A 23,546-nucleotide genomic window follows, 5' to 3' on the forward strand; every position below is an offset into this window, starting at 1 on the left:
AGAGAGGAGCAGCGGCGTGAGCGAACTCATCTACAGCGATGTGCTTCCGGGCGGGAAGCATTGGTCCATGGTCCTGCGGCGCACTCTTCGCCTGCGTCTCACGGACGTGGAGGGCGGGGCGAACTGCGGGATGCTGTTCTACAATCCGGCCAACCTGCTCGAGCGCTACAACGCGCCCGATACGCTCAAGTGCCAGCACACGTTCAAGCTCACGTCCGGCCACTGCCTCTACTCCGATATGGGGCGCATCTTCTGCTCCATCGTTGCGGATACGCACGGCTGGCACGACACCGTGTGCGGCAACAGCACGAAGGCGCACGTGATCGGGAAGTGGGGTGAAACGAGCTACCAGGCGCAGCGCAACGACTGGCAGCAGAACGGACGCGACAGCTTCCTCGTCGAAGCAGCGAAATACGGCATGGGGCGTCGCGATCTCGCCGCCAACATAAATTGGTTCAGCAAGGTCTCGACCGATGCGAGCGGGGCGTTGTCGTTCGACACACGCGCGGCAAAAGCCGGGGCGGACATCGAGCTGCGCTTCGAGATGGACACGCTCGTTCTGTTCCATACCTGCCCGCATCCGCTCGATCCCAGTGCCACTTGTCCGAGGAAACCTGTCCGCTTCGAAATCCTGGAGGGGCCAGAGGCACGGGCCGACGACGCGTGCCGCACCTCGGCGCCCGAGAACGGCCGCGGTTTCGAGAACAACCGGCTGTTCCATGCCGGATGCGGCTGCGGGTGAGGAGGCGCATCATGATCAAGGACAGCTCTCTCTCCTCAGGCACCGCGGCCTATCGGGAGACGGTTCCGGCAGGCGGCTACTGGATGCATGTCGTCAGGCGTGGCGAGACGCTCCGCATCGTCGACCTCGAAGGCAACCAAGCCGCGGACACGCTCTTCTTCAACGCCGACGATCCGCACGAGCGCTATTCGGCCTGCGACACCATCCGCGAGCAGGGAAACGTCTACCTTGGCGCGGGATCCGTGCTGCTGTCCGATCTGTGCCGTCCTATGCTCACGATCACGGCAGACACGGTGGGACGCCACGACACGCTCGGCGGGGCGTGCGCCACCGAGAGCAACACGGTGCGCTACGCGCTCGAAAAGAAGAGCATGCACGCCTGCCGCGACAGCTATCTCCTGGCTGTCGTCGAGAACGAGCACTACGGGCTCACCAAGCGCGACATCGCCCATAACATCAACTTTTTCATGAACGTGCCGGTGACGCCCGACGGCGGCCTCACGTTTGCCGACGGCGTCTCAGGGCCGGGCAAATACGTGGAGATGCGCGCAGAGATGAACGTGATCGTCCTCATCTCCAACTGCCCGCAGCTCAACAACCCCTGCAATGCCTACAACCCCACACCCATCGCGGTGCTGATCTGGCCGGAGGGCGCGTGACGTGTTCAAGAAAGTCCTGATTGCAAATCGCGGCGCCATCGCCTGCCGGATCATTCGCACGCTCGACCGCATGGGCGTCGGCAGCGTCGCCGTCTATTCGGACGCGGACCGTCATTCCATGCATGTGGCACAGGCTGGCGAAGCCGTGGCGATAGGTCCGGCGGCGGCGGCGCAAAGCTACCTCAAGACCGAGGCCATCCTTGAAGCTGCAAGAGCTACCGGCGCGGAAGCCATTCACCCCGGCTACGGGTTCCTGTCCGAGAACCCGGACTTCGCGGATGCCTGCGCGGCAGCGGGAATCACCTTCATCGGGCCGAAACCGGATCAGATGCGGGCTTTCGGCCTCAAGCACCGCGCTCGCGAGCTGGCGCTCGCGGCGGGCGTTCCGCTTGCGCCGGGATCCGGGCTGATCGCCAACCTCGACAACGCGAAGGCCGAGGCTCAGCGCATCGGCTATCCGGTGATGCTGAAGAGCACGGCGGGGGGCGGCGGCATCGGGCTTCAGCTTGTCTCCTCCGCGGCGGAGCTGGCCCCGCTCTACGAGAGGGTCGAGCGGCTCGCCCGCAACAACTTCAAGGACCCGGGTCTGTTCCTCGAGAAGTACGTCTCGCGGGGGCGGCATATCGAAGTGCAGATTTTCGGCGACGGACGCGGACGCGTGATCGCGCTCGGAGAGCGGGATTGCTCCGCGCAGCGGCGCAACCAGAAAGTCATTGAGGAGACCCCCGCGCCGGGGCTCTCAGACACAACGCGCGCCGCCCTGTGGGAGACAGCCCGGCAGCTCGGGCAATCGGTGTCCTACGAGAGCGCCGGGACGGTGGAATTCCTTTACGACAGCGATACGGACGCGTTCTACTTCCTCGAAGTCAATACGCGCCTGCAGGTGGAGCACGGCGTCACCGAGGAGGTGCATGGCGTCGATCTCGTGGAGTGGATGGTCCGCCAGGCGGCCGGCGAGACGCTGCCGCTCGATCAGGAGCGCATCGCGCCCAAAGGGGCGTCGATCCAAGTGCGGCTCTATGCGGAAGATCCAGGGCGCGATTTCCGTCCGAGCTCAGGGCAGCTTTCGCATGTGAGCTGGCCGGACGACGCGCGGGTCGAGACATGGGTGGAGAGCGGTGCGGAGGTCTCTCCGTTCTATGATCCGATGCTCGCGAAGATCATCGTGAAGGCCGACACGCGGGCCGCTGCTCTCTCCCGGCTCCAGGACGCGCTTGCGGCCACCACGATCGGCGGACTCGAGACCAATCTCGACTATCTGCGGCAGCTCGCGGTGTCGGACGTGCTGGCGAACGGGCAAATGCTGACGCGCACGCTCGCGACCTTCGATTACGAAGCTGCGACGATCGAGGTGCTGGTGCCCGGCACCCAGACCACGATCCAGGACTGGCCAGGGCGTATAGGCTATTGGGCCGTCGGCGTGCCGCCGTCCGGGCCGATGGACCACCTGTCGTTTCGTCTCGCGAACCGGCTCGTGGGCAACGCGGAAGGAACGCCCGCCCTAGAGCTCACGCTTTCCGGGCCGACGCTTCAGTTCAATTGCGACAGTGTCATCTGCCTTACGGGCGCGGATATGAGCGCCAAGATCGGCGGGCGCGCCGTACCGTTCTGGGAGCCTGTGGCCGTTTCGAAGGGAGACGTGCTGACGCTCGGCAGCGTCACCGGCGCCGGGGCGCGCGCCTATCTCGCCGTGCGCGGCGGCTTCGATGTGCCCTCCTATCTCGGAAGCCGGGCGACGTTCACGCTCGGAAAGTTCGGCGGGCACGGCGGACGGGCGCTGCTGACCGGAGACGTGGTGCACATCGCACGGCACGGAGCGAACGGCGGCGTTGCCGCGCCGCTCGCGACCGAACTCCGTCCCTCCCTCGCGCGCTGCTGGGAGATCGGTGTTCTCTACGGCCCCCACGGCGCGCCGGACTTCTTCACTGAGGACGACATCGCCACGTTTTTCGCCGCGTCCTGGGAGGTGCACTACAATTCCAACCGCACTGGCGTGCGTCTCATCGGTCCCAAACCCGCCTGGGCGCGCTCGGACGGCGGCGAGGCGGGTCTGCATCCGAGCAACATCCACGACAACGCCTATGCCATCGGCGCGGTCGATTTCACCGGAGACATGCCGGTGATCCTGGGGCCGGACGGGCCTTCCCTCGGCGGCTTCGTTTGTCCGGCCACCATCGTCCAAGCCGAGCTGTGGAAGCTCGGCCAGCTTCGTCCGGGCGACAAAGTGGTCTTCAAGCGCCTCACGCCATCGGAGGCGTGCGCGCTCGAAATCAGGCAGGACAGTGAGATCGCCACATTGGCCGTCGCGGCCAGCCCAGCGGCCGTCGATCCGGATCTCGTCGGCGCGGACGGCTGCATCGTCGGCGAGCATCCGGAAGAGGGCGCGCTGCCGCGTGTGGTCTACCGGCGCGCGGGCGACAAATACCTGCTCGTCGAGTACGGGCCGATCGTTCTCGATTTTGAGCTGCGCTTCCGCGCGCATGTGCTGATGAGCAAGCTCGAAGCCCTGGCAGTCCCCGGCATCATCGACCTCACGCCCGGCATCCGCTCGCTTCAGATCCACTACGACAGCCGGACGCTGCCGCTCAAAACGCTGCTCACGGAGCTGGCTGCCATCGAGGAGGCGATGGGCGACATCGGCGATATCGAGGTGCCGAGCCGCATCGTGCACATGCCGCTTTCCTGGGATGACGCGGCGACGCAGCTCGCGGTCTCCAAATACATGCAGTCCGTCCGCGCGGATGCGCCGTGGTGCCCGTCGAACATCGAGTTCATCCGCCGCATCAACGGGCTCGAGAGCGTGGAGGACGTCAAGCGTATCGCCTATGGCGCGAGCTATCTCGTGCTGGGCCTCGGTGACGTCTACCTCGGCGCACCGGTGGCGACGCCGATAGATCCGCGCCATCGCCTTGTGACGACGAAGTACAACCCGGCACGCACCTGGACTCCCGAGAACGCCGTCGGCATCGGAGGAGCCTACCTCTGCATCTACGGTATGGAAGGGCCGGGCGGCTATCAGTTCATCGGGCGCACCAGCCAGGTGTGGAACACACACCGGGTGACGGCGGAGTTCGAAGCGGACAAACCCTGGCTGCTGCGGTTCTTCGATCAGATCCGCTTCTATCCCATGGGCGCGGACGAGTTGCTCTCGTTCCGCGACGGCTTCCTGCAAGGCAAAGCGGGTCTCAAGATCGAGCCCACGACATTCAAGCTTTCGGACTATCGCCGTTTCCTTGCCGACAACGGGGACGACATCGCCCGTTTCAAGCAGAGCCAGCAGGCGGCCTTCGAAGCGGAGCGATCGCGGTGGCAGGCGAGCGATCAATCTGGCGCGGCCGTCAGCGATGCCGGCTCCGATACCAGCGCAGAAGACGACCTGCCAGCGGGCTCGCTCGCGGTGGCGAGCCCGGTCCCCGGCGCGGTGTGGAAGATCGAGGTGAGCAAGGGAGCGCGCGTCAAAGAGGGCGACGTTCTCGTCGTGGTCGAGTCGATGAAAATGGAAATGTCAGTGCACGCGCCCGCAGACGGAACCGTGAGCGAGATCCGCTGCGCAGAGGGCCGGCCGGTCGCTCTCGGGCAGACATTGATCGTTCTTGCCGAAGATGCTTCGGAGGCTGCGCAATGACCTCGGCGCTTTCCTCGCTTTCGCTCGACCTCGCAACCTTGAAGGCATCCTATGACGCAGGCGCTTTTACTCCTCGCGACGTGGTCGATGAAGTCTACCGGCGCATCGGTGCGGCGGGCGAGCGGCCCACCTGGATCTCGCTCGTTCCGCGTGAGGCGGCGCTTGCCCGCGCGGAGGACGCCGCGAAGGGTCCGCTCTCCGGCATTCCCTTCGCGGTCAAGGACAACATCGACGTGGCGGGATTGCCGACCACATGCGCGTGTCCGGATTTCGCCTATGTTCCCGCGCGATCGGCGACAGTGGTCGAGCGGCTCGAAGCAGCCGGCGCGATCGTGATCGGCAAGACAAACCTCGATCAGTTCGCAACGGGGCTGGTCGGCACGCGCTCGCCTTACGGCATTCCCACAAGCGTCTTCGATCCGGACTACATCTCCGGCGGATCGAGCTCCGGCTCGGCCGTCGCCGTCGCGGGCGGTCTCGTCTCTTTCGCACTTGGAACCGACACGGCAGGCTCGGGGCGCGTGCCCGCTGCCTTCAACAACATCGTGGGATTGAAGCCCACCAAGGGCCTGCTCTCGGCGCGAGGGGTGGTGCCGGCTTGCCGGACCCAGGATACCGTCTCGATATTCGCCCTCACCGTGGCGGATGCGGCTGCGGTGACGGCCGCTGCTGTCGCCTATGACAACGACGACGCCTATTCGCGGCGCGCTCCGCGTCCGTTCGCACTCGAAGCCCATGCGGGATCTTTGCGCGCGGGCATTCCGAAGAGCGGTCTCGAATTCTTCGGAGACAGCGAAGCCGCGCGGCTCTACCGGGCGAGCGTGGATCGTCTCGCCGAGATGGGTGCCGAGATCGTCGAGATCGATTTCACGCCGTTTCAGAAGGCCGCGCGCCTGCTCTACGCGGGTCCCTGGGTGGCGGAACGGCTCGCGGCGATCCGGGCTTTTGCCGATGGCAATCCCGGCGCGCTCGATCCGATCGTCGGCGGCATTATTCGAAACAGCGCGTCTCTCACGGCCGCCGACGCCTTCGCCGGGTTCTATGAGCTCGCCGCGCTCGTTCGTGAGGCGGAGGCGCAATGGCGCGCGATGGATGTGCTTCTGCTGCCGACAACGGGGACGACGTACAAGATCGGGGACGTGCTGGCCGATCCCCTTCGTCTCAATTCCAACCTCGGGCTCTACACGAATTTCGTGAACCTCATGGATCTCTCCGCGCTTGCCATTCCGGCTGGCTTCCGCTCGAACGGCTTGCCATTCGGCGTGACGCTGATCGGGCGCGCGTTCGAGGATGGGCGTCTTGCCGCCATCGGCGACGGCTTACACCGCAAGCTGGACAATCTCCGGCTGGGTGCAACCGCCGCGACGCTGAATGAGACGCCTGCGGTCGCGGCTGCGCCACCTACCGGCCGCGTCTCCGTTGCCGTGGTCGGCGCGCATCTTTCGGGCCAGCCGCTCAACGTTCAGCTTCATGAACGCTCGGCCCGCCTGGTTCGGACTACACGGACCGCTGCGGGATACAGCTTCTATGCATTGGCCGGAACGAAACCGGCTAAGCCCGGGCTCGTACGCGACAACCGGGGCGCGGGCCACATCGAGGTCGAGATCTGGGACATGGACGAGGCGGCGTTCGGCTCGTTCGTCGCGCTCATTCCGCCGCCGCTCGGCATCGGCACGCTCGCACTGGCGGACGGAAGCCTGGTGAAGGGGTTCCTTTGCGAGCATCACGCCGTCGGCGACGCTACCGACATCACCGCCTATGGCGGGTGGCGCGCGTGGCTCGCACAGCGGGCGTAGCGCCTCTGCAACAGGCCGCGCCGTCTTTTCGAAAGGCGGGGCGTGCGCCAAGGTCTCGCCTGAATGTCTGCGTTGGGTGAGGCGGGGGCCGGTCTTCGCGCGAAACAACAGCCACTCGGGTGGGAGTCTCTGTTCGCGGGGTCAGAAGACTGGAAGCATAAAGCCGGACGGGCCTCGTCTCGTCCGCGCGGGCGCAGCCCGGCCCCCTTGCCTCACGCGTGACGCTGACGCACATGCATACCGGCGAGCGACGCCAGCCATATGACGAAGCCGCCGAGCGCGAGTGCCACGCCGACCCATCCCGTGGACGTCCATCCATAGCCCGCCGCGATGGCGAGGCCGCCCAGCCAGGGGCCCAACGCGTTCGCGGCATTGAAGGCCGAATGGTTGAGCGCCGCAGCCAGCGTTTGCGCATCCTCCGCCACGTCCATGAGGCGCGTCTGCAGCACCGTTCCGAGGCCACCGCCGCACCCGACAAGAAAGACCGCCACCATCGCCGTTCCCACATGGCCGAGCGCGAAAGGATAGAGCGCGAGGGCTCCCGCGCTCCACAGCAGCGTGCCGCCTATGGTTGGCATCACTGCCCGGTCAGCGAAACGCGCGCACACGAGCGTACCCGCGGTCATGCCGACGCCGAAGACGCTAAGCACGACCGGCACGGTGGAAGGTGCCGCGTGCGTCACCTCCATCAGCGTCGATGCGAGATAGGTATACACCGCGAACAGGCCGCCGAAGCCGATGGCGCCAATGCCGAGCGTCAGCCAGACCTGAAGCCGCCAGAGCGCGCCAAGCTCGCGCAGGGGGCTCGCGCCCGGCTGCGGCCTGCTCAGCGGTGCAAATGCGTAGAGCAGCCAGGCGGTAAGAAGTGCGAGGACCGCTACGACGGCGAACCCCCAGCGCCAGCCCATGACCTGCCCCACGCCATTCGCCAGGGGAACGCCGACGATGGTCGCGACCGTCAAGCCCAGCATCATGCGCGCGACGGCCTGCGCCCGCCGGTTCACGGGGACGAGCGAGGCCGCCATGAGCGAGGCGACGCCGAAATAGGCGCCGTGCGGGAGGCCGCTCAGAAAGCGGAAGGCCAGCATCGTGCGGTAGTCCGGGGCGAGCGCGCTCAGAGCGTTGGCGACCGCGAACACCAGCATCAAGCCGATCAAGAGCGCGCGCCGCTCGAACTTCGCGGCGAGCACCGCGATGACCGGCGCGCCCACGACGACACCGAGCGCATAGACGCTGATGACATGACCGGCGGTCGGCTCGTCAATGCCGAGGCTCGGAGCAAAATAGGGCACGAGGCTCATGGCCGCGAACTCGGTGGTGCCGATCGCGAAGCCGCCCATGGCCAAGGCGAACAGAACGAGCGCCGCGTGGACCGGGGGCGCATCGGGAGAGACGCTTCCGGTGGGCGGGGCTGCGGCGCCGATGCCCATCCCGCGATCGGCATCCTGAAACGCTCGCCGAAACCATGCCGTCATTGCTCGATCCCTGAGACTGTGCTCGTCTGCGCTGACCGGTGCGGCGGCCATCCATGTTGCGATGCAACGTATTGGCGATGGCAAATGTTTCAATCGCACTCTGGGAAGGCGAGCTATGCGCCACGCGCGCGCCAATGCGGCGCAGGGGCTTCACATCGCTCGGAGATTGCTCAGACGTAAGCGTTTGCGCGTCGGCGTCTTGGGTTCGACGTGCGGAGTTCTGGGGAGCCCGCAGTCTCGCTTGCTTTTGCAGAGGCGAAGTGCACTGCTAGCCGTTCAATTGCTGGCAACGTTCGGGACCGCGCATGAGCTGGAAGACCGCGTATCGCTCCTTCTACTATCAAGGTGCGCCGGAGCCCGCCGATCCCGATCTCGACAAAGCCCACACCGCGCTGCTCGTGATCGACGTGCAGAACGTGTATCTCGCGCGTCCTGAGCGCGCCTCGCTCTCCGCCGAGGAGCAGGCCCGCTACGACGCGTGGACGCCGTTTCACGACCGGATGAACGGCATCGTGCTGCCGCGCACGCGCGACCTGCTTCAATCCTTCCGCGCGGCCGGCATCGAATGCCTGTTCGCGCGGATCGCGTGCCACACCAAGGACGGCCGTGACCGCTCGCTGTCGCAGAAGATGCCGGGCTGGAACAATCTGCTGCTGCCCAAGGACGAGGAGCCGTCGCAGATCCCGAAGAGCCTCGCGCCGGCTGGTGACGAGATCGTCGTCACCAAGACCACCGACAGCGCGCTCACCGGCACCAATCTCCGGCTGATCCTCACGAACCTCGGCATCAAGACCGTGGTGTGCTGCGGGATCTTCACCGACCAGTGCGTCTCCTCGACCGTGCGCAGCCTCGCGGACGAGAGCTTCAACGTCGTCGTGGTGGAAGACTGCTGCGCGGCGGGAACCGACGAGCTCCATCACAAGGAGCTCGAGATCATGAACATGATCTACTGCCACGTGATGTCGTCAGCCGAGCTCAAGGCGCTGATGGGGTTGGGGTGAGCGCGGGCGGTTTCGCAGTAGAGCGAAGCTACGAAGACCGACAACCGACCGTCAGGTGAAAGTAAGTCGGCTTGCGCGGGAAATGCTGAAGCTCTGCGAAGTGGGGTGAATGGCGGCTGTTGACCCGGAGCGGACATCTGCACGCGCGAGACTGCTGATGATCGAATGGGCAACCGTGCCGTCTTGCAACATATCGCGCTGATGCTGCGCGGTCCGCAGCCAGCACAAGGGTAATGGATTTACTAGCCATAAGGAGAGTAAATAGGATCGAATGCGAAAAGGGGGGGGGAGCCATGATGAGAAGATTTGCTCTTTGTGCGGTCGCAATCGTCTGGGAAATTGCTTCAACAGGTGCTTTATGGGCGCAGCAGTCAAACCATCGAGGGGTTAAGAGCCAGGATCAGGATCTAGCCGGAGTTTCAGAATACTGGACAGAAGACCGCATGAGGAGCGCGGAACCGACCCCATTTCCCAATCCGCCTCCCGTCGCTCAGAAGAGCTCTGAGAAGCCGGGCGGGCCTCCGCTCGTTGTACTTGAGCCGAGCAGGGGAATGGCGAAGCTTCATCCGAAGCGAGCCCGCAATGCCCAGCCTGTGGCCGACCCCTCTGTGACGATCGCTTCTCCGAACGGAAAACTTTTCTACGTCAATGGAGGTAAGAATTGGGTGTGTTCCGCAGCTGCTGTGCACCGAGAACTTATTGTCACGGCTGCCCACTGCGGCTACCACCGTGACACCAAAGCGTACTCAACGAATGTGCTATTCGTGCAGCAGTATTCACCGACATCGGCAGGTCGGCGGTTCGTCGTTTCCGAGATTATTGTGCCCGGAGATTGGCTCGACTCTGGATACGGATACACAGATCAGGCACTGATGCGCGTGCAGGGCAGCTTCGCTGAGCACTACGGAGTGGTACTTCGGCCTAACCCATCGTGGGTCTTGCCAGGCGGTCAGTTTGGCTATCCAGCAGAGCGACCGTTCCCGGGGAATCGCATGTATTTCGTTTTCCCGGTCGAGCCTGGCAGCCCGGACCCAAACGATCTACTTACGGCGTCTATCTACTCGGATATGACCAAAGGGTCGAGCGGAGGGCCTTGGGTCGGAAATAATCCGCAGGGTCAGCTTGGCTACGTGTTTGGTCTTAACTCATATAAAAAATCGGGCGATAGCGCCCGTATGTATTCGCCGTATTTTGATTTTCTTATGGGCGCCTTAATAAAATGTGCGCTCACTAAGCAGTGTTCATGATCTTAATTTTGAGTAGCTGATTCTCGACGAGTAATCTGAAAAAGTCGGAGTTGGATGCCTCTTGACTTCCGCTGCTGGCCCGAAGCGGACCCACACAGAATTTGCTAGCGCTGCCGCTGTCGGTCGAAGAGCCGAACTTCTGCCGTCCAGATCACGGTTTGAGGGGAAAGTAGTCTGCAGCCCCAAGGGCCGGATGGCGCACCCGACAGGATTCGAACCTGTGACCTCTGCCTTCGGAGGGCAGCACTCTATCCAGCTGAGCTACGGGTGCAGCGCGTCGACCGGTGCCGCAGGGGCGCCGGGAGGCTCCTGATAGCGCATTCCGGGACGTGGGGCAAACGGCCTCTTGGCAGGCCGGGGAAGTTCATGCCCAGGGTGCTGACCAGCCCCCTCTTACCCCCTATATTGCCCCGCCATGAGCGAAAACTCCTCCAAAACTCCCCGCGCCGCCGTCTGCTCCGTTCCCGAGGGCGAGCCCGTGCCGATCGTCAAGGGTAGCCACGTCTACCTCGTGGACGGCTCCGGCTACATTTTCCGCGCCTTCCACGCGCTGCCGCCCCTCACGCGGCCCTCGGACGGCCTGCCGGTGGGCGCGGTGCACGGCTTCGCAGCCATGCTGTGGAAACTCCTGGTCGAGACCAAGGCCGCGGAGGCCCCGACCCATCTCGCCGTCATCTTCGACGCCTCGGAGAAGACGTTCCGCAACGAGATCTACCAGGAGTACAAGGCGCACCGCCCGCCCGCGCCGGAGGAGCTGGTGCCGCAGTTCCCGCTGATCCGCGAGGCCGTGGGGGCCTTCAACGTGGCCTGCATCGAGCAGCTCGGCTACGAGGCGGACGACCTGATCGCGACCTACGCCAAGCAGGTGGTGGACGCGGGGGGCGATGTCACCATCGTCTCGTCCGACAAGGACCTGATGCAGCTCGTGCGGCCCGGTGTCGTCATGTGGGACGGCATGAAGAACAAGAAGATCGGCCGCGACGAGGTGTTCGAGAAGTTCGGGGTGGCGCCGGAGAAAGTTGTGGACGTGCAGGCGCTGGCGGGCGACTCCACCGACAACGTGCCGGGCGTACCGGGCATCGGCGTGAAGACGGCGGCGGAGCTCATCACCTCATACGGCGACCTCGACTCGCTGCTCGCAGCCGCCGGCTCGATCAAGCAGCCGAAGCGGCGCGAGAAGCTGATCGAGTTCGCCGAGCAGGCCCGCATCTCGCGCGCCCTCGTCACCCTCAAGGACGACGTGCCGGTGACCGTTCCCGTGGAGCAGACCGGCGTGCAGGATCCGAAGCCCGATGCCTTGCTCGGCTTCCTGCGCAAGATGGAGTTCTCGACGCTCACCAAGCGGATTTCCGAGAAGCTCGGCGTGGAGGTGCCCGCCGCACCCGCCGGCGAGGCCGTGGCGCCCGCGAAGTCTGCGCGCGGCGCGGCTACTCCGGCCGCCGGTAAGGACGGCGCCAGCCCCGAGGATCATGGCCCCGGGACGCCCGCCGCAGGCGCTGCTATTCATTCGGCGCGCATCGTCAAGGTGCCGTTCAACCGCTCCCAATACGAGACCGTCGTCACGCTCGACCGGCTCGCCTGGTGGATCGCCGCGGCCCGCGAGGCTGGCCGGGTCGCTTTCGACATCGAGACCACCGCGCTCGACTGCATGACGTGCGATCTCGTGGGCTTCTCGCTGGCGGTTGCGCCGGGGAAGGCCTGCTATGTGCCGGTCGGTCACCGCGCCGCGACGGGCGGCTTCGATTTCGGCGACGGCGGGGGGCTTGTCCAGGCTCCTCTGCGCGAAGCGCTCGCACTCATCAAGCCGCTGCTCGAAGATCCGGCCGTTCTCAAGATCGGCCAGAACATCAAGTTCGATTGCCTGGTGATGAAGCGGCACGGTATCCGCGTGGCGGCCATCGACGACACCATGCTGATCTCCTACGTGCTCGATGCGGGCCGGGGCGGTCACGGCATGGACGATCTCGCCTTGCGCCACCTCGGACACACCTGCCTCTCGTTCGACAAGGTGCTCGAGCATGCGCCCGGCGCCAAAAAGGCGGAGAAGACGTTCGCGCAGGTGCCGATCGACAAAGCGACCGAATACGCCGCCGAGGATGCGGACGTGACGCTGCGGCTCTGGCACAAGCTCAAGCCGCGGCTTGCGGCCGAGCATCTCGCCACCGTCTACGAGACGCTGGAACGCCCGCTGGTGCCGGTCATCGTCGGCATGGAGCATCACGGCATCCATGTGGACCGCAGCGTGCTCTCGCGGCTCTCCTCAACCTTCGCCCAGACGCTCGCCCGGCTCGAGGAGGAGATCAACGATCTCGTCGGGCACAAGTTCAACCTCGGCTCTCCGAAACAGCTCGGCGAGCTGTTGTTCGACCGTCTCCAGCTTCCCGGCGGCAAGCGCACCAAGAGCGGCCAGTGGGAGACGCGCGCGAGCCTGCTCGACGATCTGGCGGCGAACGAGGACGTGCCGGAGGAGGCACGCGGGCTGATCAACAAGATGCTCGAATGGCGCCAGCTCTCGAAGCTGCGCTCCACCTATACGGATGCGCTGCCCGCGTTCATCCATAGCGATACGGGGCGCATTCACACGAGCTATGCGCTCGCCTCCACCACGACGGGACGGCTCGCCTCGTCCGATCCCAACCTGCAGAACATCCCCATCCGCACCAAGGAAGGGCGCGAGATCCGCACCGCCTTCATCGCGGAGACGGGGAATACGCTGGTATCGGCGGACTATTCGCAGATCGAGCTGCGCGTGCTCGCCCACATCGCGGATATTCCGCAGTTGAAGCGCGCCTTCGCGGAAGGCCTCGACATTCACGCGATGACGGCGTCGGAAATGTTCGGCGTGCCGGTGCAGGGAATGCCGGCGGAAGTGCGCCGGCGCGCGAAGGCGATCAACTTCGGCATCATCTACGGCATCTCCGCTTTCGGCCTCGCCAACCAGCTCGGCATCTCGCGCGAGGAGGCGGGCGCCTACATCAAGACCTACTTCGAACGCTTCCCCGGCATCCGCGATTACATGGAGGCCACGAAGAAGCAGGTCCACGACACGGGTTTCGTGGAGACGATCTTCGGGCGGCGCATTCACTATCCCGAGGTCAACACCAAGAACCCGTCGGTGCGCGGGTTCCTCGAGCGAGCGGCTATCAACGCGCCGATCCAGGGCAGCGCAGCCGATATCATTCGCCGGGCTATGATCCGCATGGAGGGCGCCCTCGACGCCGCCAAGCTGTCATCGGCGCGGATGCTGCTGCAGGTGCATGACGAACTGATCTTCGAGGTGGTGGCAGGCGAGGCGGACCGGCTGATCGGCGTGGCGCGCCGCGTGATGGAAAAAGCTGCGGAGCCAGCCGTGCACTTCTCGGTGCCGATCCACGTGGACGCGAAAGCCGCCGCGAACTGGGAAGCCGCGCATTAGCTCTCGGCGTTGTCATCCGGGGGCGGGGGCGTCCGCGATCGCGACAACTTCTACTTGCGTGGACCCCGACCTTCGTCGGGGTGACGTGGGTATTATGAGCGACCTCAAACATCGGATGGCCGATGCAATCAAAAGAGAAAAGCGGCTGAAGGATTGGCGCCGTGCCTCGAAGGTTCCGGGTCATTGAGACGATGAACCCAGAATGGAGCGACCTGTTAGATCCAAGCTCGGGCATCAGTTTTGGCCCAGCGGATATCGCTCGGGAGACCTACTGATTTTCGTGTCTTCGAACGGGGAGTTGAGGTGATTATCCAGCTTCCGCGGGCGATGAGCCGGAAGCAGGCCCCTCGAGGATCGTGGTCAGGCGGTCCTTGATCGATTGCTGGCGGTTGTCACTCTCGATCTTCTTGCCCGTAAGATCGGTGACATAGAATACGTCCACCGCTTTCTCGCCGAAGGTGGTGATGTGGGCGGAGGCAATATCCAGCGAAAGGTCGGAGAGCGCGTTGGTCAGCTCGTAGAGAAGACCCGTGCGGTCGCGCCCCGTCACTTCGATCACCGTGAAGGCATCGGAGAGCGCGTTGTTGACGTAGACTTCCGGCGCGACGGTGAAGGCTTCGACGCGAGGCGGGGCGGGGCGGCGCTTCTCCAACAGGGCGCGCACCCAGGTCTCTCCGCGCAGCAAGCGCTCGATGGTCTCCTCGATGCGGGTTGCGCGGCGCAGCTCGTCCTCGTCCTGGTCCATCTCGCGCGCGAGCAGGAAGGTGTCGAGCGCGAAGCCGTCGCGCGTGGTGGTGATGTGGGCGCCCGCGATATTGGCGCCGTTGGCCGCACACGCACCCGCGAACAGGGACAAGAGCCGCGGGTGGTTGGGCGCGAACACCGTGAGCTCGGTGATGGCGGTGAAGGCATCCGTCGCGTGCTCCGCCGCGAACGTCTTGCCCTCGCTCTCCGCCCGCCTCAACAGGCGCGCGTGATAGATCTGCCGCTTGGGCTCCGTGCGCAACCAATAGTCCGGATAGTGCCGGCCGATGAAGCGATCCACGTCTTCGGCTGGCCAGTCCTTGAGCGCGGCACGCAGCTCCGCCTGCGCGTCGGCGACGATCGTGTCGCGCGGCACCTGCGTGTGCCCGCCTGAGAGCAACGGCTCGGTCTCGTAGTAGAGGGTGCGGAGAAGCTGGCCCTTCCAGCCGTTCCACACGCCGGGGCCGACGGCGCGAATGTCCGCGACCGACAGGAGAAGCAGCAGCTTCAGCCGCTCCGGGCTTTGCACGATGTCGGCGAAGTCGCGCACCGTCTTGGGATCCGAGATGTCGCGGCTCTGAGCCACGTTGCTCATGGTGAGATGCTGCTCGATGAGCCAGACGACAGTGTCGGTCTCGGCAGCCGAAAGGCCGAGACGCGGGCACAGCTTGCGGGCGATGCGCGCGCCGACGAGTGAGTGGTCCTCGACGCGGCCCTTGCCGATGTCGTGCAGGAACGCGGCGATATAGAGCACGCGGCGGTTCTGAATGGTCTTGATCAGCTCGGTGGAGAGGGGGAGCTCGCCCGCCGATCCGCCACGCTCGATGTCCGTCAGCATGCCCACGGTGCGGATCAGATGCTCGTCCACCGTGTAGTGATGATACATGTTGAACTGCATCATCGCGACGACTTTGCCGAACTCCGGAATGAAGCGGCCGAGCACGCCCGCCTCGTTCATCCGCCTGAGCGTCGCCTCCGGACTCACGTGGCCGGTGAGCAGCTTCATGAAGATGCGGTTCGCCTCGGGATCCTCGCGCAGTTTGTCGTCGATGTAGCTGTAGGAGCGGCGCAGCTCGCGAATGGCGTTGGGATGCAGGAACGTGTTCGTGTTCTCCGCCTGGGCGAAGAAGCGGATCAGGTTCACGGGATCGCGCTTGAAAACGCCGGGATCGGCGATGTTCATGCGGCCGTTGTCGATGCGGAAATCCGTCTTCTCGCGAATCTGGCGTCTGAGCTTCCAGGTCATGGGATTGAGCAAGCCGTCGAACATCGGCGAGCTCTTCAACTGCTGCATTTCGAGCGCGGCGCAGAGAATGGTGGTGAGATCACCCACTTCCTTCGCGACGAGGAAGTAGTGCTTCATGAAACGCTCCACCGCGCGCAGGCCGCTCTTGTCCTTGTAGCCGAGGCGCTCGGCGAGAACGGGCTGGATCTCGAAGCTCAGAAGCTCCTCGGCGCGGCCGGTGTAGAAGTGAAGGAAGCAACGCACGGTCCAGAGGAAGTCCTCGCACTGGCGGAAGGTCGCGACCTCTTTCTCGGTGAAGATGCCCTTGGCTACGCTGGTGGGGCCGACCTCATGACCCAGGAGATATTTCGAGAGCCAATGCAGCGTGTGCAGGTCGCGCAGGCCACCTTTCCCATCCTTGATGTTGGGCTCGACCTTATAGCGGCTTTCGCCTGCGCGGCGGTGGCGCTCGGAGCGCTCGGCCATCTTGGCGTCGATGAAGGCTCGCTCCGACCCCTTGATCACCTCGTTGCGAAACCGCTGCTCAAGCTCTGAGAAAAGCTGCTCGTCGCCCTGGATCAGCCACATGTCGAGCAGGGAAGTGCGAATGGTGGTGTCGGCCTGCGCCATCTTGAGGCACTGGTCCACCGTGCGCGTGGCGTGGCCCACTTTGAAGCCGAGGTCCCACAGCATGTAGAGCATGTACTCGGCGACACTCTCGCCCCACGGCGTCTGCTTGTAAGGCAGCAGGAACAGGAGATCGATGTCGGAGCCCGGGGCCAGCAGCTCACGGCCGTAGCCGCCGGTCGCGACTACCGCCATGCGCTCGGCGTCGGAGGGATTGGTGGCGCGATAAACGTGGGCGACGGTGTAGTCGTAGAGCAACCGCACCAGCTCGTCCTGGAAGCGCGCGAGGCCCATGGCGCAGCGGCGGCCATTGCCGTCCGCCTCGAGCTGAAGGCGCGCCGTGCCGCGCGCGGCCTTCACCAGAAGCTTCAGCCGGTCGAGCACCGCGGGCCGGGCTTCCGACGCACTGCCGTGGGCGTTGAACAGCGCCGTCAGCGTATGGCGCAGCTCCTGCGTGTCGAAATAGGGGGCGGGCGGAAACTGAGATACAGTCATTGGCGGGGCTCTTCGGATCGAAGCTGCTTGAGGCGGTAGAGCGCCTCGAGCGCCGCCTTTGGGGATAGCTCATCAGGGTTCAGGTCGTCGAGCGCAACATCCAGGCGCGAAGGTCCGCGGCGCGCCGCCTCGCTCGCCGGGCGGGCGGCGGCGAACAGCGGCAGCTCCTCCAGCGGGCCGTTCCCTTGCCCGCGACGTCGGTCCGACTTTTCGAGCAGCGCCAGCACCTCGCGCGCCCGGGAGATGACGGGCGCGGGTAATCCCGCGAGCTTCGCGACCTGGATGCCATAGGAACGATCGGCCGCCCCCGCCTTCACACGGTGCAGGAACACGATGTCGTCCTGCCATTCCTTCACGTCCATTGTGACGTTGGCGACGGAGGCGAGGCGCCCGGCGAGCGCGGTCAGCTCGTGGTAGTGGGTCGCGAAGAGGACGCGGGCGCGCGTTTCCTCGTGCAGGAACTCGACGGCGGCCCAGGCAATCGACAGGCCGTCAAAAGTCGCGGTGCCGCGCCCGATTTCATCGAGGATCACGAGCGACCGCGACGTGGCCTGATTGAGGATAGCGGCCGTCTCCACCATCTCGACCATGAACGTGGAGCGGCCGCGTGCGAGATCGTCGGCCGCACCCACGCGGCTGAAGACGCGATCGACGACGCCGATGTGCGCCTCGCTCGCCGGCACGAACGAGCCCATCTGCGCGAGGATGGCGATCAGGGCGTTCTGGCGCAGGAACGTGGACTTGCCCGCCATGTTCGGCCCCGTGACGAGCCAAATGCGCGCGTCCGGCATCTCGTCGAACCCCGGCGGGCGCTCGGCACCAGCGCGGCCGAGACGGCAATCATTGGCGACGAAGGGGCCGCCGCGTGCGCGTTTCAGCGCCTGCTCCACGACGGGATGGCGCCCACCCAAAATCTCGAAGGCCGTTCCGTCGTCCACTTTAGGGCGAACGTAACGCTCGTTGTGGGCGAGGTGGGCGAGGGCTGCGGTATGGTCCAGCTCGGCAAGCGCCGCCGCGATGTCGGAGAGCGTCCGCTCCTCCTTGGCCACCGCAGCCGCCAGCTCGTTGAACACGTCCTGCTCGATAGCCAAGGCGCGATCGGCGGCGGAGGCGATGCGGCCTTCGATCTCCGTCAGCTCGGCTGTCGTGAAGCGGACGGCGTTGGCCATGGTCTGGCGATGACGGAACGTACCGCTCAACGGCGGCTCCGTGAGCGGCTTGGCGTTGGCCTGCGTGACCTCGATGAAGTAGCCGAGAATGTTGTTGTGGCGGACCTTGAGCGTCTTGACGCCCGAGAGATCAACGTAGCGGGCTTCCAGCTCCGCCATCACGCGGCGGCTGTCGTCGCGGAGCTTCTGCGCCTCGTCCAGGCTCGCGCGAAAGCCCGGGCGCACGAAGCCGCCGTCGCGGCGCAGATGCGGCGGCTCGTCGACGAGCGCGGCCGTGAGAAGCGCCAGGAGATCGGCGCCCTTTCCATCGATGCGCTTCAGGAGACGCGCGATCTCGTCGGGAAGGCCGATGGCGCCGGCCTTGGTCCGCAGATGAGACGCGGCCTCTTCGGCTGATGCAAGGCCCTGGCCGATGCTCGCCAGATCGCGCGGTCCGCCGCGGCCGAAGGCGAGGCGCGAGACGGCGCGCGCCAGATCCGGCGCGCCTTTGAGGGCATCGCGCACGGCCTCACGCACCGGCTCGTCCTCTACGAAAAACGCGACCGCATCGAGCCGCTGCTCGATGGCGCGCGGATCGGAGAGCGGCGCGGCCAAGCGCGCGGCCAGCTCACGCGCGCCGGCGCCTGTCACCGTGCGGTCGATGGCATCGAGCAGGCTTCCGGACTTGTCGCCCGATGTCGAGCGCACCAGTTCCAAGCTCGCGCGGCTCGCGGCGTCGATGGTGAGGGTTGCGCCGGTGCCCATGCGGCGAGGCGCGCGTACCACCGGCTTCTTGCCGATCTGCGTCAGCTCCACATAGCGCAGGACGGCTCCGATGGCAGCCAGCTCGGGTCGCGTGAAGGACCCGAACGCGCCGAGGTCGGACACGCCGAGCCGCGCCTTGAGATCGCGCTCGCCCGCGAGGCTGTCGAAAGAGGCGGCCGGGACGGGGGTCGCCGCGGCACCCGCGCGTCCGATCCAGGCTTTTACCTCGGCGTCCGCCATCAGGCCATCCGCGGCGATCACCTCGCCCGGTGCGAGCCGCACGAGCTCGCCCGGCAGGTCGCGTCCGCTGGACTCTCCCACCTCGAACTCGCCCGTCGAAATATCGAGCGAGGCGATGGCGACGAGCGCATCGGACCCGATGAGGGGCTCCTCCGCATCGGCGCCCGGCGCCCGGAACAGGGCGGTCAGATAGTTGCGGGAGCGCGCATCGAGAAGCGTATCCTCCGTCAGCGTGCCCGGCGTGACCAGGCGCACGACGTCGCGGCGCACGACGGCCTTCGCCCCGCGCTTCCTCGCTTCCGCCGGGTCCTCGAGCTGCTCGCAGACCGCGACGCGGAAGCCGAGCCGGATCAGACGCTGGAGATATTCGTCGGCGCGATGGATCGGCACCCCGCACATGGGAATGTCCTGGCCGAGATGCTTGCCGCGCTTGGTGAGCACGATGCCCAGCGCCTGAGAAGCGACCACGGCGTCGTCGAAGAACAGCTCGTAGAAATCGCCCATCCGGTACCAGAGGATGCTGTCCGGATTGGCCGTCTTGATCTCGAGGAACTGGGCCATGGAGGGCGTGGCCTCGCCGATGGCGGCGGCCGCGGGAAGCGTCGCGTCCTCACGCGGGGCGGGGGATGGCGCAGCCTCTGCGCCTGCATCCCCGCGGATCTCCGCCGGCCCGGCACCTGCCTGCTCGATGTCGTCCCGATGTCGTCTTCGACCCGCCATGCCGACGTCGCCAATCCCCAAGCGCCAAAGCCGTTCCCGGCCAACGGATAGCCGGTTGCGCGCGAGATTGGAAACCCCGCGCGGCGGCGCGGGAGGAATTTCGTGGGGACCGTGGCTGGGAAGGGAGCCTAAACCTCGGCGGCAATGCGGCTTTTCAGCTCGTCCGGCGCGCCGAAGTGATCGAAATACCTAGGATCGATGTTCTCGACCGGCAGGATGACGAAGACGTCCGTGGTGCCGAACTGGCGATCGATCACGGCGCCGTCGCCCACGAACGCGCCCAGCCGCAGATACCCCTTGATGAGAGGCGGCAGCGCCTTCAGCGCCTGCTTGGCGTCCACCTTATCGCGCGGAATGCGATCCATCGGCACGTACAGCTGATCGTGAGCCCGGCAGCGCCACTCGGGCGGGGCGAGGGCGTGGTGATGAAGGAAGCTCAAGGCCATCGCATGGGCGCCGGGATCAGTGCCCTCGAAGCTCGCGCAGCCGATCATCACGTCGACTTTGTGCTCGCGAATGTAGGTCCAGAGGCCATGCCAAAGCAGCTCCACCGAGCGCTTGGTGCGGTAGGGCCTCAGCACGCACGAGCGGCCGAGCTCCATGAACCGGTAGCGCGGCGACTTGGCGGCGATGAGGGGATCGATGTCGTATTCGCTGGCGGTGTAGAACCCGAGGCTCCGCTGAGCCACCTCCTGGCGAAGCACGCGATAGGTGCCGACCACGTGCGGGCGGCGCGTTCGCGTCCAGGTTTCGCCGGCCATGGTGTCGGTCGAACGATCCTCGACGAGCAGATGGTCGCACACCGCGTCATAGGGATCCTGGTCGAGGCGGCGCATTCCGGCGATCACGCTCGGTGTCGCGGACATTTCCTCGTAGAACACCTCGAAGCGCAGCCGCTGGGCGCGCAGGATGTCCTTGCGGCCCTGGGCGAGCCGGACTTCGAGGTTACCGATGCGGCCATAGACTTTCGCTTGCGGCTTGCGGACGAAGGGAAGCGCTTTGGAGCGGGCTTTCTCGTTCAGGGCCCGGAGGGCCAGCAGACCACGAGGCGCCGCAGTGAAGAGGGGATTGTCCTGCAAACGTCCGGCGATGCGCTTCGTGATGTGACGCATCCTGGCCTGTCGTTCGATGCTCATGGGGGTTCCGTCCAAGATCGGGGCCGGCATGTCGTCGGCGCGGTCACTCAAGCACGAATCGGAGACAATTTTGCGACGAATGGGCCGGATCAGGAGGAGTGCGGAGGGCTCCTCGGAGCCGGCTCATCCAGCGAGCGAGCGGCTTCGACCGTCATCAGCGGCACGCCATGGCGGATCGGAAACGCCAGATTGGCCTTGGCGCTAATCAGCTCTCGCGCGGCACGATCGTAGGTGAGAGGGCCCTTGGTGAGAGGGCAGACAAGCAGCTCGAGCAGCTTGGGATCGGGCTCCCCGCTCGCGGCCTCGATGGACGTTTCGTCGCTCATGGCATCCTCACTGCAGCGTTCCGGAGCCGCCGCGCATGGCCTGCTCCATCTCAGCCAGCGCCACCAGCACGTCAGCCCTCGTCTTGAGATCGGCGGCCTCGAGAAGCGCCTGCTTTTCCTCCGGCCCGTAGGGGCACATCACGCACAGCGCGTTGATGAGGAACTCGCTCGGCGCGCGCTCGATCACGGACCAGTCGGTCTTGAGGTTGTTGCGCGCAAGATAGGATTTCAAAGCGCCGATGAGGCGGGCGCGGTCGATCTGCTCCTCGCCGAGGCCGCGTGTGAGATCGCCTGCGAAGCGGTCGTAGCTCACCGTGGCCGCGCGATAGGACTTGCCCGTCTCCGCCTCGCCCACAATCTCGAAGCGGGAGATGCCGGTGATGGCGATGGCGAGGCGGCCGTCCTCCAGCTCCTGATAGCTCGTGATGCGTCCGGCTCCGCCGATGCGGCGCAGCTCGACCGTCTTGCCTGGCGGGCTCTCGTCCGAATCTCCGCCCGACGGCTGGACGATGCCGAGGATGCGCGAGCCGCTCATCACGTCGTCGATCATCTCGAGGTAGCGCGGCTCGAAAATGCTGAGCGGCAGGATCGACCCCGGCAGCAGAATGGCCCCCCGCAGTGGAAACAACGGCAGGCGTGAGGGGAGATCGGCAGGGTGCCGGTATTGATCGGCAAAGGCCACGAAACGGGCTCCTCGACTTCTAGGGACTCGGGTCTCAGGGCGAGACGCTTCAGGTAGGGAGAGATTCCGAAGGCATTCCGAGTGTTTTGGCAAGACCGATGATTTCCGCATCCGGGCCTGCGCGGCCCGGCGCGATCCGGATCTAACTGAACAGGATCGACGAAAGGCGGCGGCGGCCCTCGAGGGTGTGCTCGTCCTTGGGTCCCCACGCATCGAACAACTGAACGAGCTGCTTGCGGGCAGCCTGGTCGTTCCAGTTGCGATCGCGGCGAACGAGATCCAGGAGGTGCTCCAGCGCTTCCGGCTTCTTGCCGCGTGCGGCGAGAGCCACCGCCAGATCGAACCGCGTCTGATGGTCGGCGGGATTGGCAGCGAGGCGCTGCTCCAGCTCGGCGCTGTTGTCGGACTTGTCGGCCATCCTAGCGAGTTCGAGCGCCGCGCGGGCGCTCTGCACAGGCGCGCTGCCCTGCTTGTCGGGGGGCACGAGCGTCAGCGTCTGGGCGGCGCGGTCCACGTCGCCGCTCTTCAGATAGCAGCGGGCAAGGCCTGCGAGGGCCTGCGCGTTCTGCTGGTCCTCCTGAAGCACGGCCGCGAAAGCCTCGGCGGCGCTTTGCAGATCACCGGCTTCGAGCGCAGCTTCGGCTGCTTCGAGCACGCCCGCGATGTCGGCCTCGGCATCCTCGCCCAGAAGACGCTCGATGAAGGCCCGCACGGCGCTCTCGGGCTGGGCGCCCATGAAGCCGTCGAGCGGGCGGCCGTCACGGAACGCATAAACCGTCGGCAGCGATTGAATGCGGAGCTGGCCCGCAATGGCCGGATGCTCGTCGGTGTTGATCTTCACCAGACGCACCTTGCCGGCGTAGCTCGTCACCACCTTCTCGATGATGGGGGTGAGCTGCTTGCAGGGGCCGCACCAGGCAGCCCAGAAATCGACCAGCACCAGCGCCTCGCGCGACGCTTCGATCACGTCCTTGCCGAAGCTTGCCGAAGTTCCGTCCTTGATCAGATCGCGAGCGGCCGGCGAAGCCCCGCCGGGCTTCAGTGCTCCCAAATCCATTCCTTCACTCCTCAGAGATCATGCGGGCGCTCCCAAGAGCTTCGCAGCCGCGTTTCAGCCTGACAATATGGTAAGCGGCACGACGACTTGCGACCCCGGCCCCGCTCTCGCCGCGGACTGAACCGCAATTGCGCCCGCCGCGCAATGTCCAAGGCCCTTTTTCCGTCCTTCGCTCGGCCGGGACGCCCATTTTTCGGCCGAGACCGAGATTTCGCTGGAAGACGCTTGCAAAGGCGCTTCGGTTAGGCAATAAGACCGGGCGCCTCGCTTCGAGGCGCGATTTACCCCATTTCGGACGCGGGCGTAGCTCAGGGGTAGAGCATCACGTTGCCAACGTGAGGGTCGTGAGTTCGAATCTCATCGCCCGCTCCATTCTTCCAGATTTGCTGACTTTGAAGCTCCCAGGCTGATCGCCTGGGCG

General features: G+C 65.5%; 14 protein-coding genes and 2 tRNA genes. 8 read left to right on the forward strand and 8 right to left on the reverse strand.

The window, feature by feature from the left end:
• Positions 1-16: 16 nt before the first annotated feature.
• From F812_RS0109800 to atzF, 4 genes are read left to right on the forward strand one after another with little or no spacing between them, the layout of a single operon-like run.
• Positions 17-742 carry an urea amidolyase associated protein UAAP1 gene (locus tag F812_RS0109800; RefSeq protein WP_020085798.1) on the forward strand — a complete coding sequence of 242 codons (726 nt, stop codon included), beginning with the start codon at positions 17-19 and terminating at the stop codon, positions 740-742.
• A gap of 11 nt (positions 743-753) precedes the next feature.
• Complete coding sequence (locus F812_RS0109805; protein ID WP_026867997.1) at positions 754-1,401, forward strand: urea amidolyase associated protein UAAP2; 648 nt, start codon at positions 754-756, stop codon at positions 1,399-1,401.
• A gap of 1 nt (position 1,402) precedes the next feature.
• On the forward strand, positions 1,403-5,026 hold the full coding sequence (gene uca / locus F812_RS0109810) for an urea carboxylase (protein WP_020085800.1): 3,624 nt from the start codon (positions 1,403-1,405) through the stop codon (positions 5,024-5,026).
• Entirely contained in the window at positions 5,023-6,822 is a 1,800-nt protein-coding gene (atzF, locus tag F812_RS0109815; protein WP_020085801.1) for an allophanate hydrolase, read from the forward strand. The genes uca and atzF overlap by 4 nt, the downstream gene beginning before the upstream one ends.
• A gap of 212 nt (positions 6,823-7,034) precedes the next feature.
• Here atzF and F812_RS0109820 read toward each other — a convergent pair whose 3' ends face one another.
• Positions 7,035-8,297 (reverse strand): MFS transporter, encoded by a 1,263-nt coding sequence (locus tag F812_RS0109820; protein ID WP_020085802.1) that lies wholly within the window; start codon positions 8,295-8,297, stop codon positions 7,035-7,037.
• 305 nt (positions 8,298-8,602) lie between these two features.
• Between F812_RS0109820 and F812_RS0109825 the strand changes: the two genes are divergently transcribed.
• Together F812_RS0109825 and F812_RS26070 are read left to right on the forward strand one after the other, a co-directional pair.
• Positions 8,603-9,298, forward strand: a complete 696-nt coding sequence (locus tag F812_RS0109825; RefSeq protein WP_020085803.1) for a cysteine hydrolase family protein — start codon at positions 8,603-8,605, stop codon at positions 9,296-9,298.
• 551 nt (positions 9,299-9,849) lie between these two features.
• Positions 9,850-10,545 (forward strand): trypsin-like serine peptidase, encoded by a 696-nt coding sequence (locus tag F812_RS26070; protein ID WP_198011170.1) that lies wholly within the window; start codon positions 9,850-9,852, stop codon positions 10,543-10,545.
• A gap of 194 nt (positions 10,546-10,739) precedes the next feature.
• Here F812_RS26070 and F812_RS0109830 read toward each other — a convergent pair.
• Positions 10,740-10,816: transfer RNA gene (locus F812_RS0109830), tRNA-Arg, on the reverse strand.
• A 144-nt stretch (positions 10,817-10,960) separates the two neighbouring features.
• On the opposite strand from F812_RS0109830, the gene polA reads away from it, so the two are divergent.
• Positions 10,961-13,960 (forward strand): DNA polymerase I, encoded by a 3,000-nt coding sequence (polA, locus tag F812_RS0109835; RefSeq protein ID WP_020085804.1) that lies wholly within the window; start codon positions 10,961-10,963, stop codon positions 13,958-13,960.
• Positions 13,961-14,267: 307 nt separating this feature from the next.
• On the opposite strand, the gene F812_RS0109840 is transcribed toward polA, so the two are convergent.
• From F812_RS0109840 to trxA, 6 genes are all read right to left on the reverse strand, one after another.
• On the reverse strand, positions 14,268-17,051 hold the full coding sequence (locus F812_RS0109840) for a [protein-PII] uridylyltransferase (protein ID WP_020085805.1): 2,784 nt from the start codon (positions 17,049-17,051) through the stop codon (positions 14,268-14,270).
• Complete coding sequence (gene mutS / locus F812_RS0109845) at positions 17,048-19,924, reverse strand: DNA mismatch repair protein MutS (protein ID WP_020085806.1); 2,877 nt, start codon at positions 19,922-19,924, stop codon at positions 17,048-17,050. The genes F812_RS0109840 and mutS overlap by 4 nt, the downstream gene beginning before the upstream one ends.
• Before the next feature lie 128 nt (positions 19,925-20,052).
• Positions 20,053-21,060 carry a l-ornithine N(alpha)-acyltransferase gene (gene olsB, locus F812_RS0109850; RefSeq protein ID WP_198011171.1) on the reverse strand — a complete coding sequence of 336 codons (1,008 nt, stop codon included), beginning with the start codon at positions 21,058-21,060 and terminating at the stop codon, positions 20,053-20,055.
• 89 nt (positions 21,061-21,149) lie between these two features.
• A complete protein-coding gene (locus tag F812_RS0109855; RefSeq protein WP_198011178.1) occupies positions 21,150-21,368 on the reverse strand; it encodes a Trm112 family protein in 219 nt (72 codons plus the stop codon).
• A 25-nt stretch (positions 21,369-21,393) separates the two neighbouring features.
• Positions 21,394-22,068: an LON peptidase substrate-binding domain-containing protein gene (locus F812_RS0109860; RefSeq protein WP_020085809.1), complete on the reverse strand. Its 675-nt coding sequence runs from the start codon at positions 22,066-22,068 to the stop codon at positions 21,394-21,396.
• Between the two features lie 142 nt (positions 22,069-22,210).
• Complete coding sequence (trxA, locus tag F812_RS0109865; protein ID WP_020085810.1) at positions 22,211-23,125, reverse strand: thioredoxin; 915 nt, start codon at positions 23,123-23,125, stop codon at positions 22,211-22,213.
• 297 nt (positions 23,126-23,422) lie between these two features.
• Between trxA and F812_RS0109870 the strand changes: the two genes are divergently transcribed.
• Positions 23,423-23,497: transfer RNA gene (locus F812_RS0109870), tRNA-Gly, on the forward strand.
• Positions 23,498-23,546: the final 49 nt, after the last annotated feature.

It is taken from the genome of Hyphomicrobium zavarzinii ATCC 27496 (assembly GCF_000383415.1).
In the GTDB taxonomy this organism is placed as follows: domain Bacteria; phylum Pseudomonadota; class Alphaproteobacteria; order Rhizobiales; family Hyphomicrobiaceae; genus Hyphomicrobium_C; species Hyphomicrobium_C zavarzinii.